Below are 14,630 nucleotides of genomic sequence, written 5' to 3' on the forward strand. Positions count from 1 at the left end.
CTGCTCGTACAGGATGTAGCTTTAATTTTCAATCATTGTCCGCTTGTACTCACGGCGCCGACCGCCGCCGCGGTGACCATGTGCCAGGCCCAGCCGCGGTGCGAGACGGGCGGGCCCCTGCGTTGAACTGAGAGAATTCACATGTCCGAAGCAGCCGCAGCAGTTCTGGCTCGTTTCAGTGAACAGGTGCTGGGTCTCCCCCTGCCCGTGGGAATCCGCCTCTGGGACGGCAGCACGGCCGGCCCCGAGGACGGGCCGGCCTTCGTCCTGCGTGACCGCGAAGCCCTTCGGCGTCTGCTGTGGCGGCCCGGCGAGCTGGGGCTCGCCCGGGCCTGGGTGGCCGGAGATCTGGAAGTCGACGGTGACCTGTACGAGCTGCTGAAGCGCATCTCGACGCTGGTGTGGGAACGGGACGAGCCCGGCAGCCGCACCGCGGCGTTCCGCCAAGCGCTGAGCGTACTGACCACACCCGCCACCCTGCGTACGGTGAGCCGGACGCTCGGCCTCGCGGGGATGGGGCTCCCGCCGGCTCCGCCCGCCGAAGAGGTGGTGCGCCGTCGCGGTCCCGCGCACAGCATGCGGCGTGACAAGGCGGCCATCAGTCACCACTACGACGTGGGCAACGACTTCTACGCCCTGGTGCTGGGCCCCTCACTCGTCTACTCCTGCGCCTACTGGCAGGGCGACCCGTCCTCCGGCTCCGGCGACACGCTGGAGCAGGCCCAGGAAGCCAAACTGGATCTGGTCTGCCGCAAGCTCGCCCTGCGCGAGGGACAGCGGCTGCTGGACGTGGGCTGCGGCTGGGGCTCGCTGGCCATGCACGCGGCCGAACGCTACGGCGTACAGGTCGTAGGGGTCACCATCTCGGTCGAACAGGCGGCATTGGCACGCGAGCGTGTCGCCGCGGCGGGGCTTGAGCACCTGGTGGAGATCAGGGTGCAGGACTACCGGCAGATCGACGACTCCCCCTTCGACGCGATCTCCTCGATCGGTATGGCCGAGCACGTCGGCAAGAAGCGCTACCGCGCGTACGCGGACATCCTGCACCGGCTGCTGAAGCCCGGCGGGCGGTTGCTCAACCACCAGATAGCGCGGCGCCCTTTGAGGGACGAAGGGGAGTACCGAATGGACCCCTTCATCGACCGGTACGTCTTCCCCGACGGCGAGCTGGCTCCCGTCGGTTCCACCGCGTCGCTGCTGGAGGAGGCGGGCTTCGAGGTGCGCGACGTCGAGGCCCTGCGCGAGCACTATGCCCTCACGCTACGTGAGTGGGTGGCCAACCTCGAAGCACACTGGGACGAGGCGGTCAAGCTGACCTCGCCCGGGCGGGCGCGGGTGTGGCGCCTGTATATGGCGGCCTCGGCGGTCGGGTTCGAGAACAACACGATGGGCGTCAACCAGGTGCTGGCGGTCAGGACCGATGGTGGCGGCCGGTCCGGCATGCCGTTGCGCAGGGATTTCCTGGGAACCTCGGCCTCGGCGCTCGCCTGACGCGGTGTCTCTCGACTTAGGCCCCCGCACCCCCAGGTCTGAACAGCATCGACCCACCCCATCGTTGCTCCGGACGCGCTGAAACCCCGTGTCGCCCATGACGACGTGGCAGACGAGCGGGCAACGTCCCGGTCCGCACCGGACGCGTGAGGTGATTTCCCGTATGGGGCGTGCCCCGGCGGACCACTTGATGGCACGGCCGCCGGGGCACGTGGTCAGCGAGAGTCCAGATTCGCTGGTGGGGCTCGCGCTTCCACCGAACTCCTGGTTCACCGCCGCTCCCTGGGCGGTCGATACCTGCGCAGACGGCAGATCAAGCACACCATTCCCGAGCCGAGGGACCAGCGCGCCAACCGTCGTCGCCGCGGCAGCGACGGCGGCCGTCCCACCGGGTTCGACAAGCAGCTGTACAAGCCGCAATGAAGTCGAGCGCACGATCAACCTGGCTCAAAAACTCCAGGACCGTAGCTACGCGCTACGACAAACGCGCCTACGTCTTCCACGGCACCGTGACCCAACATGGAACCACGGCGACCGGCTGCGAGATCCGCCGGACACCCCCTAGCCGGCGAGGCTGGTGGCGTAGCCGCCACCGTTGAGCTGCGTGCCGCCGGCCCCCAAGGACAACACCGCCAAGAAGGCCAGGATCCTGATCGGCAGCAACGGCAACGTCACCGCGGCAAGTGCGTCGCAGTCTCCGGCGTCTCCACCCAGCCGCGAGCACTGAGCAACCAGTGGACCTGCGACTCTGGCAGCACCCTCAGCGCCAAGAAGAACCAGATCTGGCGCCTCCAGGGCATGCGCTGGCCTGCGTTCCTTCCATGAGGGCTACCGGCACCGGCAGGAGCCCATGGGCTCCCTTCCCCTGTTCCCGGACGGCCGCCGTCCGCGTCGTAGGCCGTCAGGTTGGGGTTGTCGGAGGTCGCCAGCGGCTTGAAGATCATGGTGTTGCCGAGGATCTTCCCGATACTGGTGCAGACACCGGCGCCGTCCTCCAAGCGGGCGCGAGCGAAGGTCCAGGGGACGGTCCTGCGGCGCCGATCCAGCATGACCCGCGCCCAGTTGTACGGCAGCGGCCCGGTCTTGATGCGGCGTCGGCTGTCTTCGCGGCCGAGTTCGACCGGCCGTCAAATCGCTCGTACGTTCATCGGCGAGTTCAACAGGCGTTCGGGGTCGAGCAGATCTGCCGTGTGCTGTCCAACTCCGCAGAAAAGCCAGGCTGGTTTAACCTTCAGCGTCTGCATTCCGCGACCGGCGTCGTTCCCGCCCGCCGAACACAAGGGCAATTACTACGCCCAACCAGCTCCAACCGGCGGCCGGCCCAACCCGTAGAGCCTCAACTGATCCCGGAGCGGTTCAGTGCGTGCAGGTGGGAGGTGCTGCCGCGCGGAGAATGCAGCCTCAGTCGATCACTCAGTGAATGGCTACCAACGGGTCCGGTCACCAATTCCCTGCCGACCGAGCCCTTCTGTTGATTACGAGTGCCATTGTGATCTTCCCTTTACCGGTCCCCATACCCAAGTCGGTGTCGCTCTTGCTAGGTTGATGTCCACACCTCCGAAGCGAAGTCGGGCAGATCCCGCAGTCTCACGGAGGCGTGCCCCCCATGCCTTTATCGAGGCCTTCTTCGGGTGCCCGAAAAACGTAGCGGCTGAATTCCCGCTGCCCTCCATCCGCACTTCACGCCGCGTCCTTCGGGCATTCACCCCCATCAACTGGAAAGTGCACACTTAAGTGATGAGACCCCTTCAGAGTGTCGGCTCCCGGCTGACTGTCGCTGCCATGACGATCGTGCTGGGCACGCCCGGACTGGCCACCGCCGACGAGGCGGCCGACGGCAACGACGCGACGTACTACATCTCGCTCGGCGATTCCCTGGCCTCTGGCTACCAGCCGGACGTCGACAAGGACACCGACGTCGCCTACACCGACCAGCTGTACACGCAGCTCAAGCAGCGCACTCCCGGGCTGAAGCACATACGTCTGGGCTGCACCGCTGAGACCACCGAGTCTCTGCTCAAGGGCGGCAAGTGTGACTACCCGAACGCCAAGTCCCAACTGGACGCCGCACTGAAGGCCATGGCCCAGCACCACGGCAAGGTCACCTATGTGACCCTCAGCGTGGGCGCGAACGACATCCTGCTCAACTGCGTCAGCCCGGCCGGCACCCTCGACGGGGCGTGCCTGAACAGCCGGAGCCAGACCATGGCGACCAACCTCGCCCAGATCGCCGGCGCGCTGCGCAAAGCGGGCGCGAAGGACACCCAGTTCGTGGGCTCGACGTACCACAACCCGTTCCTGGCGACCTGGTTGCTGGGCGCCGAGGGGCAGCAGGCCGCCAAGGAGTCGGCACCTCTGCTCGAGGCCGCCAACACGGGGATCACCCAGGTCTACAAGTCCACCGGCTTCAAGGTGGCGGACCTGCCCGGGACCTTCTCCTCAAACGACTTCACCACCCAGGTGAACGTACCCGGCGCGGGCGAGGTGCCGGCGAACGTGGCCAAGATCTGCCAGCTGACCTGGGCGTGCACGAAGAAGGACCCCCACCCCAACGCCGAAGGCCACAAAGTGATCGCGGGCGCCTTCGCGGCGGAGCTCGCCAGGAACGACGCGCCCGCTGCGGGCGCGACCCCGACCCCGACCCCGAGCGAGTCGGCCACGCCCGAGCCCGGCAAGGACACGGGGGCGAACGACCCGAAGACGAACGGAGATCTCGCCGAGACGGGCGCGTCGAGCAGTGCTCCCGTAGTCGCGGGTGCCGGTCTCGCGGTCGTGGCGGCCGGCGCCGCCGCGGTCTACTTCGCGCGCAGGCGCCGTACGGTCGAGGAGGGCTGACGCGTAGTCAGTTCATGCTGACCCGAGCAGCGGGCCGCTCGCGGTATCGCGGGCGGCCCGCTCGGGCTCGGCCACGGACGGCCCAGAAGCAGACCCCAGCCACCCCGGGGACCGTGCCCCCGCGAGCTCACCGACGGATGTACATGGATACGCTCCCCGCCCTGGTCTGCAAGATCACAAAATGCCGGTTCTGCGCTGCGGGCGTTGTCACGTTGTTGGGTGGGTGGGGCCTGACGGTGTATCGAGGCATGGTTCAGTCGGGCTCCGGTCTGTTGCTCAGGCCACTGCGGGCCGACCGGTTAACTGGTCCCGGATCGCGAAGCGGATGGTCATCTCGGCCCGGTAGCCGGGAGCGGTCATCAGGTGGCGGCGGGGTCGGAAGTGGGCACTGTCAACTTTGACTGGGCGTCAGATGATCAAGAAGGAAAGCCCAGCCAGTTCCTCCCTCCGGCAGGCCGATTCGGCGCTTCAATCGCGGAATCAGAGGTGAAGATTACCAATCACCTTTGTGATCATATGACGGTGCGTCAAAGTTGACAGTGCCTGCTCCAGTCGTCGTACTTGCCTTGCGTACCACGGACGACCTCGCCGACATTGCTCTACACAGCGACTTGTTCGCACTTCCCAATCGGCGGCCGAGTCGTCGTGGGGAGCCGGGCGGCCAAGCACCTGAAGCCACGAACGGCAGCCACTTGTCAGCCACACCCAACTCCCCTGGGTGTCCTCGCCCTACGAACGGGAGGACCAACCCGTTCAAGAACGTAGAGCCACTTGTCCCCGGGCCGCGGCTGCCGGCGGCGCAGCCCGCCTGTAGGCCTGCCCGAACTTCACACACCAGCGGCGGACTGTCTCATGGGAGACGACGATCCCGCGCTCGAGCATGAGCTCCTCGACCTCACGGAAGCTGAGCGGGAAGCGGAAGTACAGCCACACACAGTGGGAGATGACCTCGGCCGGGTACCGGTGCCCCTTGTACGACGGCGACCTGCTCTCCACGGGCCCCCAGCATGATCAACCCGGCGATCATCCCACCCGCCCAGCCAACGTGACAGCGCCCCACGTCCGTCTCCGTGGCACTGACACTGCGTACCCGAAGCCGCCAAGACCTTCCCACGTCCGGCAAGCCAGCTCGCAGTGGCTCTTCTCCGGCCGCCAGCCCGGACAGCCCGGTCAGCTCCAAGTCCATCTGCGTCAGATCGGCGTCCCTCCGCAGTGCGCAGGACCTCCGCGATCCGTCAGCTCGTCCTCCAGGCCCCGGCCCCCGTCATCGCGAAGGCACTCGGCCATCACGACAAGACCGTCACCCGCCTGGTCACCGACAGACGGGCCCGGGCAGTGACAGACAGATGACAGTCGATCGGTAGGGGACCGACAGGCCAGATGCCTGGTGGCCTACAGCAACCGGCCCATACCGTCTTGTCATGACCGTAAACCACGAGGAAGAAGTGCACGAGCACGACCGGGGCCTCTCCTACGACCTTCCCCTTCTCGCCCGTCGCCGGATGGTACGGCTGCTGGCGGGGGTGAGCCTGGTGCCGCTGGTGGGCTGCACTTCCGAGGAGGAGACCACGGCGTCCTCGTCCCCGTCGCCCTCCCCGTCGTCCGCGTCGTCGCCCGTTCAGTGCGAGACGATCCCCGAGGAGACCGAAGGCCCCTTCCCCGGCGACGGTTCCAACGGCGTCAACGTCCTGAAGGAGAGCGGTGTCGTCCGCAGCGACATCACGCAGAGCTTCGGCGACTCCGCAGGGGGTACCGCCGAGGGCGTGCCCCTGACGATCACGCTCACGGTGGTGGACGCCGCCTCCGGCTGCGGCACCCCCAAGAAGGGCGCCGCCGTCTACATCTGGCAATGCGACCGGGAGGGCAGGTACTCCCTGTACAACGACGGCGTGACGGACGAGAACTACCTGCGCGGCGTCCAGGAGGCGGACGGCAAGGGACAGGTCACGTTCAAGAGCATCTTCCCCGGCTGCTACCCGGGCCGCTGGCCGCACGTCCACTTCGAGGTCTACGACAGCCTGGCCGACGCCACCGCGGCCAGGTCCATCACGAACACCTCGCAGCTCGCGCTGCCGAAGGGCGTGAGCGACAGGGTGTACGCCACCGGCGGATACAGCGAGAGCGTGAGGAATCTCAGCGAGCTCTCCCTGGAGTCGGACATGGTCTTCAGCGACGGCTACAACCAGCAGCTCGCGAAAGTCACCGGCACCGTCGATCAGGGGTACACCGCGACGCTGACGGTTCCGGTGTGACCCGTCACAGCTGAACGGCTCGGGGTTCATTCCGCGCGCTCTACATCCAGCCTCTCCGGCTCCCACCCCGTCCCACCGGCAGGGGCACTGAACCTCTTTCATCCTGGGCTGTCGGGTGAACCAGGCTGGTCAGGGGCGGTGATGTGGCGAAGCCCCTCGTCGTTGGTGTGGTGATCTCACTCAACACGCCGACGGCCGGGGGGCTTCGTTGGTTCCGTATCCTTCCACGCTCGATGTCCGGCACGAGCTGGTCGAGCATGTCTCATGGCTCATCTACGCCAGTGCACGCGTACGGGCTTGTCGGCCAGCAGCATCCAGCGCATGAAGTCCCTAGCCTCGACGCTGGTCGCCCGGTCCCAGCTGATGTCGAGCACCCAGAGGAATCGCAGCCAGCGCAGCAGGTCCAGCGCGTAGGAGCGCAGGGTCGTGTTTTCGCGGCCCGCGGCCTGGAGGTCCTTGAAGAACGCCTGAGCCTCCGCGCAGATCCGCCCATCCTTGTCGATCAGCTGGTACGGATCCCAGGGATCACCGGTCTCTCGTAAGCGGCCCCACTGCGGCAGCTCCAGAGCAGACAGATCACGCTCGACCCCCTCGTTCTCAGGCATGCCCGGAAGCTAGCAGCAGCATCCTCCATATCGGTCCTGAACTGGGAAAACTCCGAAGTTAGTTCAGTCAACAGGAAGCCCACCTGAACTGGGCACTCATCACCATGGTGAGCCGACGCCTCACCCGCAAAAGCCCCCGCATCGACTGGGAGAAAAAGCCAAGTATGTCCCCCTGATGACCAACACCCTCAGACCAGCGCCAGCGCCTGGTTCAAGTGGTGCTCGGCAATCCCCTGCATGAACGCCCGATCGGGGAAGTCTCCGTCGAGCAACCGGAGCGGCCCCGCCGTCAGGGACAGGTGCTGGGTGAGCTTATAGAGGGCGAGTCGGTCCTCGTCGAGGTCCTCCACCGCCAACCGCCGGTATTGGTCCTCGGAGTGGCGGAGCCGCAGGAACACGTGCTCCCACTCGACGTCGAAGTACAGCAACTCCTCGAAGTCGATCACGACCGGGTTACCGGCACGGTCCACCAGCACGTGGTCCAGCCCCAGCTCGCCATGGACGACCGAGTACTCGGCACGCGGCCGCACCTCCGCGGCGAGTTCACGCAGCCGTTCCTCCAGCCTGCCGCGGGCGTCCGCGATCCTCCGGTCACGGGACGCCGCCTCAGCGAGGCAGCGCAGCGCGAACCCAAGCGCTGCCTCCTCACACGACGCCGCCTTGGACCTTCCTCCCTTGTCGATCTGGGCCACCTTGCCGAACGACGGCGCTCGATGGCGTCGCATCGCCGCCAGGGCGTCGGCGAGGCGGGCCATCGTCGGCTCTGCGGCGCGCGGGTCGCGGTTGAACAGGTCCATCAGGTCCTCGCCAGGGAAGTCCTCCACGATCGCCAGGTCGGCCGGGTAGTGAGTGCGGTCCCGGTCGACCAAGTGGACCTCGGGGACCCGCAGGCCGAGCGAGGCCAGGCGCGCGTGGCTGGCCTCGAACAGGTCAAGTCCGACACCGGGCGAGAACGGGTCGGTGAGGTCGCCATCGCCCTCATCCGCTGGCCAGTAGTTCTCCGATTTCTCCCACAGATAGGCGACTGCCGTCGTGGCGTCGTTCATCGTGAGGCGGTACACGCCCTTCGTGGTGCCGCCGGTGAGCCGCTCGACCGCCTCCAGCTGCCGACCGCCCCCCAGTGCGGCCCGGGCCGCCCCCGCCAGCTGGTCCCGCATCACTTCCCGAGGTGCCACGTCCACGACCCACCTTTTCAGCTCGGCAACTGGGGAACCCTACGCGAGCCACTACTCAACCCTGAATCCCTTTTTGCGGAGCCTCAGTCCTCTGCCCACCTGCAAAAACACCTACTGAGCTTGTTCTTTTTCTTCCGGCCTCGAACGGTGTCTCGTACTGAGTCGCTCACCTGGGGGTTTGCCGGACGTGGGGGCGGCCTTCGTCTGATCCTGTGCTCCGACCAAGGTGTACGTGACCGAGACGAAGGCCGTGAGGGTGAGTCTGCTGCCTGATGTTGTGCGGAGGGATGCGTTCGCGGAAGCGTCACGCTTCCGGGGCGAGTTCTACGAGTGTCTGACCGCTCGGCGCGACGAGTTGTTCGAGCTGACGGATGCGGTGCTGTGTGCGGACGGTGCGGTGAAGTCCCCGGTGGACCTGACGCTGCTGCCCGAGCATCGGCGTGGGCACGGAGCGATGTACGGAGGCCTGAATCACGGCCGGATCGATGTCGAGCAGGTGCGGACGGTGCTGTCCGGGCTGTCGCTGCCGCGGTTCGACGGCGGGCGTCTGGTCCTGGCCGTCGATGTGTCGCCATGGCTTCGTTCGGACGCGCCGTGCTCGGCCGAGCGGTTGTTCTGCCATGTCTATGGCCGGGCGCAGACGGCGTCGCAGTTCCTCCCGGGCTGGCCCTACTCCTTCGTCGCCGTCCTGGAGCCGGGTGCCACCTCTTGGACCGCGATCCTGGACGCGGTCCGGCTCGGACCGGTGGACGACGCCACCGCGGTCACAGCCGCCCAGCTGCGGGGAGTCGTTGAACGGCTCATCGCCGCGGGTCAGTGGCGGGCCGGGGACCCGGACATCGTGATCGTCAGCGATGCCGGCTACGACGTCACCCGCCTGGCCTGGGTCCTGCGCGATCTGCCGGTCGAGCTGGTCGGCCGGGTCCGCTCCGACCGGGTCATGCGACTGCCGAAGCCGCCTCGTGTCTACGACCCGAAGGGCGGCCGGCCGCCTAAGACCGTGTCCTACATGGTCAGTTTCCGGAGCCGTTTGTAGCAGCAGAGGGCTGCGGCCAGTCCGAGAAAGGCCAGGTAGTTGCCTGGTTTCCGCTCGTAGCGGTGGTTGAGTCGGCGGTAGCCGGTCAGCCAGGACATGGTGCGTTCGATGACCCACCTGCGTCGGCCGAGTCGCTCGCTGGACTCGACTCCCTTGCGGGCGATGCGGACGCCGATGCGCTTGCCCCACAGCCATCGCCGCAGGTGAGGCACGTCGTACGCCTTGTCTGCGTGCAGGCGTTGGGGCTTGGAATCGGTCGCGTGGGATTCGTGTCCCATGTGGAAATGGGACAGCATCGGCTTCAGGGCCTGGCTGTCGTGGGTGTTGGCGGCGGAGACTCCGACGCGTAGAGGCAGTCCGTTCGCGTCGGACAGGATGTGCATCTTGGAACCGGGCTTACCCCGGTCCACGGGGCTCGGACCTGCAAGTTCGCCCCCTTTTTAGCCCTCACATGGGCAGAGTCAAGGACCGCGCGGGAAAGGTCGACCAGGTCCCGATCGTCCAGAAGCCGGAGAATCTTCTGATGCAGCCGCCCCCAGACCCCGGCTCGCGACCAGATGACGAACCGGCGATGGACGGTCGACTTCGACGCCCCGAAGCACGGTGGCAACGCACGCCAAGCGCAACCGCTGACCAGCACATAGATGATCGCGGCGAAGACCGCCTCATCATCGATGTTCGCGACCCCGCCCCCTTGCGGACGCACCCGGGCCGGCGGCAACAACGGCCTCGCTATTTCCCACAGTCCGTCCGGAACGATCCATCCCCACCGTCCACTCCCCATGCCCAGGACAACTGTCAACTGACCATGTAGGACACGGTCTAGGAAGTCATCTCATTTGGCGAGTCTGCGGTAGCAGATGAGGGTGCAGGCGATGCTGGTGAAGGCGAGGAAGTGGTCGGCCTTGCGTTCGTAGCGTCGGTGGAGGCGGCGGCAGCCGGCGAGCCAGGCCATCGTGCGTTCGATGGTCCAGCGGTGGCGCCCCAGCCGTTGCGAGGACTCGACTCCCTTGCGGGCGATGCGGTGGGTGATGCCGCGCTTGCGTAACCATCGCCGCAGGTGGGCGTAGTCGTAGCCCTTGTCGGCATGGAGTTTGCCGGGCCGGCGCCGTCGCCGGCCGCGGCGCGAGCGGATCGGCGGGATGCCCTTCACCAGCGGGATCAGGGCCTGGCTGTCGTGCAGGTTGGCCCCGGAAATGGCGACAGATATGGGCAGACCTGACCGTTCGGTGATCAGGTGGATCTTCGATCCGTACTTGCCCCGGTCGACAGGATTCGGACCCGTCAGGTCCCCCTTTTCAGGGCCCGCATGTTCACCGAGTCGATCGCGCACCGCGACCAGTCCAGCTCACCGCGGGCACCGAGTTCGTCGAGGACCAGGCGGTGGAGCCTGGCCCACACCCTTGCCTTCGACCACTCGGCGAACCGCCGGTGGGCGGTTGCTCCGGACGGGCCGAACGACGCCGAAGGCAGCTGCTGCCAGGTACAACCCGACGTAGCCACGAAGACGATCGCGGCCAGTACTTCCCGGTCGCCGTGCCGACGCCGACCACCGCCCTGCGGCCGCGACGGCGCCTCCGGCACCACCCGCTGGAACAACTCCCACAACTCGTCCGGCACCAGCCGCTCAACGATCCCCACCATGACCCACAGAATACCGAGTCATCCAAATGAGATGGCTTCTTAGAAGACCGGAATCGAACATCGACTCGTACTTGACGGCCAGCGAGCAGCAGTTACGCGACAGCCTCCCGGCTCTCCGGCCAGCGCACCGAAACCCTCAACACCTGGCCCAGGAAGGCCACTTGGTTCGAAGAACCGCCGTCCAGCCACCCGTCACGACGTGGGCCGCGTCCTCGCGACCGGCGAGGCATACAACCGTCCCGCCCACCATAAGGTCGGCACCAAACCCCGCCGTGGGAGCGGCACTGACACCGTTGGCGGAGCCCCGTAGGCTGCTTTGGCGCAGAGCGGCGTGGTTTTTTGGCGGGAGACCCTGATGACAGGCGGCAGCAGGTCCAGCACGGATATCAGAGGCGGCCACATCGGACTGGTCGTCACGATCATTGCCCTGGTCGTCATTGCCCGTTTTTCCGGCCCTCGCTGGACTTTGATCGTCGCGGCGTGCTTCACCGCCTGGTTCATCCTCGCGCTGACCGTCATCCGCATCAGGGGCGGACGCGGAGGAGAAGCCCTTCGACGTGCCTACGTCGCCACTTTCGGCTGGGGCGACTACGTCACCCCCTGACGGGGCTAAACGACAAGGTGAGTGCCTGTTCCTGATCCGGGCATGCCAGGCGGCGGGAAGATGGCCGACGGGCGACTACCGGCTCTGACACATGAGACCTGGCCCACGTCGTTCCGGACATCCCTGCCTGCCGCACCTCTGCGCGGTCCGGTTGTCAGTACGCGCTGATACAACTCGTGCGTACCGACCCAACCAGCAGAGGAGACCCATGGGCGACTGGGGAACCGGCAACTTCGACAGCGACACGGCCGCAGACCACGTGTCGATCCTCACGGACCGGCTCATCACCGAGGTAGCGGACGCGATGGCCGGCGACCCGGTCGAGATCGAGCCCGACGAGTACTGGGGAATCGCGGTGCCGGCCAACCTGGAGCTGCTGAGCCTTCTGGCGCGGCAGGGGTACGTGGGGGCGTCGCTGCCCGAGGCCGAGGTGGTCGCGGGGTGGAAGAATACGTTCATGGCGGTATGGGAGGGCCACATCGACGCCTTGACGCCTTCATCGGGTTACAAGGACGAGCGACGCGCAGTCCTGATCCGTACTTTCGACGAGCTGGCCGAGCTCACGAGGAAGGAGGACTCGGACTGAGAGGCCTGCCCCCCGAACGGATGCTCACACGGCGTGCAGGACGAGCGGCACCTCCGCTCTATCAGCCGGTACAGCGGCCTGGAGGACCCCGGTCCGCTCGCCAGGACGAGATGCGCATCCGGATCGCCGCTTACTGACCCCAGGCTCTTCGACCTCGCGGTGGGTGGCTGCGAATGACTTCTCGTTCTCCTGGGGCCAACCGACACGTTCGAAGCCACGGTGGGGGACTACCGACGGCCAACTTCGTTTCGTACGGTGGCAGCATGCGCAGGGACGGCGTTCCTCGGCTGAGGCTGGTTGTGGTCACGGACGACCGCGATGATGGGCCTCGGTTGTGCCGTGGGTGCGGTGGTCCGCTGATGCCGTCGGCAAGGGCGACAGCGGTCTTCTGCTCGTCCGTCTGCCGATCGCGGCATTGGCGGCGGATGCGGCGAGCGAGGGCCAGAACCGAGGCGGTGAAGGTCGGTGTGACGTCCAGTTGCCCGGAGTGCGGGACGTCGTGGACGGTCGGGGTCGACCATCCTGCCTCGGCAATGTACTGCTCTCCCGTCTGCCGCAAACGGGCCTGGCACAGACGGCGCGCGGCGGACACCGGGTTGTGAGACCGCGCATTCGGTGGCTGTCATCGTGCTTCACTGCGGGGCCGTGCGCACCTGGCAGGTGCCTGGAGTCGGCTGGATGGTGCGGAGTGACGGCCTGCCGGGGCAAGTTGATGGCATGGACAAGGTGCCGCACCCGGGTCCCTCGGGGGTGATGTCCGGATGCCCGCGATGATCGGGAGTGTGACCCGGGAACGCTACGACGAGCTGGTCAAGCTGGGCCGGGACTGGGTCACGACGATGAGCAGTGCCCAGTGGCGGCTCGGGGATGCGGCTGTGGAAATCGAGCCGATGCGTTCGTATGGGGGTGCGAATCCGTCAGGGAAGGACGACCTGTTCACGGTCAGCGAGGCCCTCCGCATGTTCGCCGAAGACGTCGGCCTGGCCTACACGATGGTCCGCAGTTACCGGTGGGTGTCCTCGCGCTGGCCGAAGGAGCGCCGGCGGACGGACGTCTCGCGCACGATCCACAAGATCCTGGCCAGCATCCCCGATGAGCAGGAACGTTTCGAGGCGGTCACCAACCCCCCGTCCAGCCCGCGAGGCGGACAGCTGCGGTGGACGCACGACAGCGCGAAACGCGTGGTGGGCTGGAAGGTCGACTCCCCGGAGAGCGTCCAGGAGAAGGTGGAAGCGATCCACGACCTGGCCACCGACGACGCGGTCGCGGCCGTGGTGACCACCGACTTCCTGCGCCGTCCGGCGGTCGCCGACAAGGCCATGGCCGATGATTATCCGGACTACGGCTTGGTGGCCTGAGGTCGCGATATTCCGGGTGCCGTGACGGAAGGCGTTCGTGCACACTGCGCGGATGGGTGGTGATGGTTCCTGGTGGCTGCAGGAGAAGGCTTTGCGGCATGTGGCGTCCCTGTCGGTCGGGCGCCCACTCGATTCGCGGCTGCGGTTGACGATGAACTTCCATCCCGACCGCTTGGTGGGCGAGCGTCCGATCCTTCTCAGGATGGCGGAAGACGGCGTCTACCGCTCGCAGTTCGTGACCGGCACCAGCAACGGCGGTCTGACTGCGTATCCGGGTGGGGACCGGTGGCGCTGGGAGAGCCGTATCTTCGGTGGTGCCTATGACTGCGCCGCACCTGACGAGCGGCCGGTCTACGGCGCGCTGAACTACCGGCACGTATCCGTCGGCGGGGCGCCTCGGTTTGGCTCCTCGTACTTCAGGCTCGCCGCCCACACCCTCGCACGCGCGACGTTCTGCTACCCGGACAGCTCGACCGGCCCTTCGGCGTTCGGTGTCGCGAGCCGTTTTGCTCTGATCGACTTGGCCGAGGCCGACGCGCTGGACGCCTTGGACGGTCACATCGAGGCACAGATCCACGGGACCGTCAGGCTTGACCGTGATGTGGAGGCACTTGTCCTGGATCCCAGCTATCGCGGAACAGCCGTAGAAGCCGATGCCCGCCGGCTTCCGTGCCCTGTCGAATGGCACCCTGGCTACCACCTGACCGTGGAGCATCTGCGGCGCCACCCGGACTACCGCGGACAGGAGTACGTCGACCTGGGCGCCGAGCTCGCGGCCAACGGCAGCGTCGATCCCCGCATTATCGGCGAGGCGGCCTCCTCCGGCCACTACGACCCGCAGGATCTCAAGAAGGTCTGGCACTGCCTGGCGCGCTTCGGCGCGCCGCCCCTTGCCCGCAGTGAAACCCCGAGCCTGGTCGCCACCTGGCCTGCGTTCCGCGCAATTCAGGGGTTCTGGAGTCCCCGCCGAGGTGAAGGTGCAGGTCAGCGGGCTGGAGTCTGGTGACACGGCCGGATTCGCCTAGAGACGCGATTTTCCGGATT

Annotated in this window: 11 protein-coding genes and 5 pseudogenes; 10 read left to right on the forward strand and 6 right to left on the reverse strand. The window is 66.8% G+C overall.

What is annotated here, in order from left to right; all coding sequences use genetic code 11:
- The first annotated feature begins 141 nt into the window (after nt 1-141).
- From STRBO_RS0124120 to STRBO_RS0124135, 3 genes and pseudogenes are all read left to right on the forward strand, one after another.
- A complete protein-coding gene (locus tag STRBO_RS0124120; RefSeq protein ID WP_005476733.1) occupies nt 142-1,491 on the forward strand; it encodes an SAM-dependent methyltransferase in 1,350 nt (449 codons plus the stop codon).
- A gap of 291 nt (nt 1,492-1,782) precedes the next feature.
- A pseudogene (locus STRBO_RS42045) lies at nt 1,783-2,090 on the forward strand (hypothetical protein); the annotation flags it as partial.
- A gap of 1,183 nt (nt 2,091-3,273) precedes the next feature.
- Nucleotides 3,274-4,326 carry an SGNH/GDSL hydrolase family protein gene (locus tag STRBO_RS0124135; RefSeq protein ID WP_005476736.1) on the forward strand — a complete coding sequence of 351 codons (1,053 nt, stop codon included), beginning with the start codon at nt 3,274-3,276 and terminating at the stop codon, nt 4,324-4,326.
- Between the two features lie 276 nt (nt 4,327-4,602).
- On the opposite strand, the pseudogene STRBO_RS44900 reads toward STRBO_RS0124135, so the two are convergent.
- Nucleotides 4,603-4,719, reverse strand: a pseudogene (locus STRBO_RS44900) (IS6 family transposase); the annotation flags it as partial.
- Nucleotides 4,720-5,093: 374 nt separating this feature from the next.
- Nucleotides 5,094-5,322 (reverse strand): annotated as a pseudogene (locus STRBO_RS44905) (IS6 family transposase); the annotation flags it as partial.
- A gap of 425 nt (nt 5,323-5,747) precedes the next feature.
- On the opposite strand from STRBO_RS44905, the gene STRBO_RS0124145 reads away from it, so the two are divergent.
- Nucleotides 5,748-6,578: an intradiol ring-cleavage dioxygenase gene (locus STRBO_RS0124145; RefSeq protein ID WP_028796821.1), complete on the forward strand. Its 831-nt coding sequence runs from the start codon at nt 5,748-5,750 to the stop codon at nt 6,576-6,578.
- 269 nt (nt 6,579-6,847) lie between these two features.
- Here the strand turns inward: STRBO_RS0124145 and STRBO_RS0124150 are convergent, their stop codons facing one another.
- Both STRBO_RS0124150 and STRBO_RS0124155 read right to left on the reverse strand, forming a co-directional pair.
- On the reverse strand, nt 6,848-7,183 hold the full coding sequence (locus tag STRBO_RS0124150) for a site-specific integrase (RefSeq protein ID WP_005476740.1): 336 nt from the start codon (nt 7,181-7,183) through the stop codon (nt 6,848-6,850).
- Nucleotides 7,184-7,371: 188 nt separating this feature from the next.
- Nucleotides 7,372-8,340 carry a phosphotransferase family protein gene (locus STRBO_RS0124155; protein ID WP_020114920.1) on the reverse strand — a complete coding sequence of 323 codons (969 nt, stop codon included), beginning with the start codon at nt 8,338-8,340 and terminating at the stop codon, nt 7,372-7,374.
- 274 nt (nt 8,341-8,614) lie between these two features.
- Between STRBO_RS0124155 and STRBO_RS0124160 the strand changes: the two are divergent.
- Nucleotides 8,615-9,355: pseudogene (locus tag STRBO_RS0124160) on the forward strand (transposase); the annotation flags it as partial.
- An 8-nt stretch (nt 9,356-9,363) separates the two neighbouring features.
- On the opposite strand, the gene STRBO_RS43010 reads toward STRBO_RS0124160, so the two are convergent.
- Together STRBO_RS43010 and STRBO_RS43015 are read right to left on the reverse strand one after the other, a co-directional pair.
- A protein-coding gene (locus STRBO_RS43010; protein WP_086016306.1) for an IS5 family transposase occupies nt 9,364-10,178 on the reverse strand; the annotation gives its coding sequence in 2 pieces (ribosomal slippage) (nt 9,364-9,836 and nt 9,836-10,178; 816 coding nt in all).
- Nucleotides 10,179-10,229: 51 nt separating this feature from the next.
- A protein-coding gene (locus STRBO_RS43015) for an IS5 family transposase (RefSeq protein ID WP_202499215.1) occupies nt 10,230-11,038 on the reverse strand; the annotation gives its coding sequence in 2 pieces (ribosomal slippage) (nt 10,230-10,690 and nt 10,690-11,038; 810 coding nt in all).
- A gap of 115 nt (nt 11,039-11,153) precedes the next feature.
- On the opposite strand from STRBO_RS43015, the pseudogene STRBO_RS45680 reads away from it, so the two are divergent.
- The 5 genes and pseudogenes from STRBO_RS45680 to STRBO_RS40455 form a co-directional block, all read left to right on the forward strand.
- Nucleotides 11,154-11,348 (forward strand): annotated as a pseudogene (locus STRBO_RS45680) (hypothetical protein); the annotation flags it as partial.
- Between the two features lie 45 nt (nt 11,349-11,393).
- The gene (locus tag STRBO_RS0124180; RefSeq protein ID WP_005476751.1) at nt 11,394-11,642 is read left to right on the forward strand and encodes a hypothetical protein; all 249 of its coding nucleotides are present in this window, start codon (nt 11,394-11,396) and stop codon (nt 11,640-11,642) included.
- Between the two features lie 208 nt (nt 11,643-11,850).
- Entirely contained in the window at nt 11,851-12,228 is a 378-nt protein-coding gene (locus tag STRBO_RS0124185; RefSeq protein ID WP_005476754.1) for a hypothetical protein, read from the forward strand.
- Between the two features lie 782 nt (nt 12,229-13,010).
- Nucleotides 13,011-13,586, forward strand: coding sequence for a DUF6192 family protein (locus STRBO_RS0124190; RefSeq protein WP_245170614.1), 576 nt, complete (start codon nt 13,011-13,013; stop codon nt 13,584-13,586).
- Nucleotides 13,587-13,638: 52 nt separating this feature from the next.
- Nucleotides 13,639-14,592, forward strand: coding sequence for a DUF3626 domain-containing protein (locus tag STRBO_RS40455; RefSeq protein ID WP_078595570.1), 954 nt, complete (start codon nt 13,639-13,641; stop codon nt 14,590-14,592).
- Nucleotides 14,593-14,630: the final 38 nt, after the last annotated feature.

This window comes from Streptomyces bottropensis ATCC 25435, assembly GCF_000383595.1.
GTDB lineage: Bacteria > Actinomycetota > Actinomycetes > Streptomycetales > Streptomycetaceae > Streptomyces > Streptomyces bottropensis.

What these genes read in the sequence shown, in the direction of transcription:
- STRBO_RS0124145 (WP_028796821.1), top strand. Translation starts at nt 5,748, where the DNA reads ATGACCGTAAACCACGAGGAAGAAGTGCACGAGCACGACCGGGGCCTC.
- STRBO_RS0124120 (WP_005476733.1), top strand. Translation starts at nt 142, where the DNA reads ATGTCCGAAGCAGCCGCAGCAGTTCTGGCTCGTTTCAGTGAACAGGTG.
- STRBO_RS0124150 (WP_005476740.1), bottom strand. Translation starts at nt 7,183, where the DNA reads ATGCCTGAGAACGAGGGGGTCGAGCGTGATCTGTCTGCTCTGGAGCTG.
- STRBO_RS0124155 (WP_020114920.1), bottom strand. Translation starts at nt 8,340, where the DNA reads ATGCGGGACCAGCTGGCGGGGGCGGCCCGGGCCGCACTGGGGGGCGGT.
- STRBO_RS0124185 (WP_005476754.1), top strand. Translation starts at nt 11,851, where the DNA reads ATGGGCGACTGGGGAACCGGCAACTTCGACAGCGACACGGCCGCAGAC.
- STRBO_RS40455 (WP_078595570.1), top strand. Translation starts at nt 13,639, where the DNA reads ATGGGTGGTGATGGTTCCTGGTGGCTGCAGGAGAAGGCTTTGCGGCAT.
- STRBO_RS0124180 (WP_005476751.1), top strand. Translation starts at nt 11,394, where the DNA reads ATGACAGGCGGCAGCAGGTCCAGCACGGATATCAGAGGCGGCCACATC.
- STRBO_RS0124135 (WP_005476736.1), top strand. Translation starts at nt 3,274, where the DNA reads ATGACGATCGTGCTGGGCACGCCCGGACTGGCCACCGCCGACGAGGCG.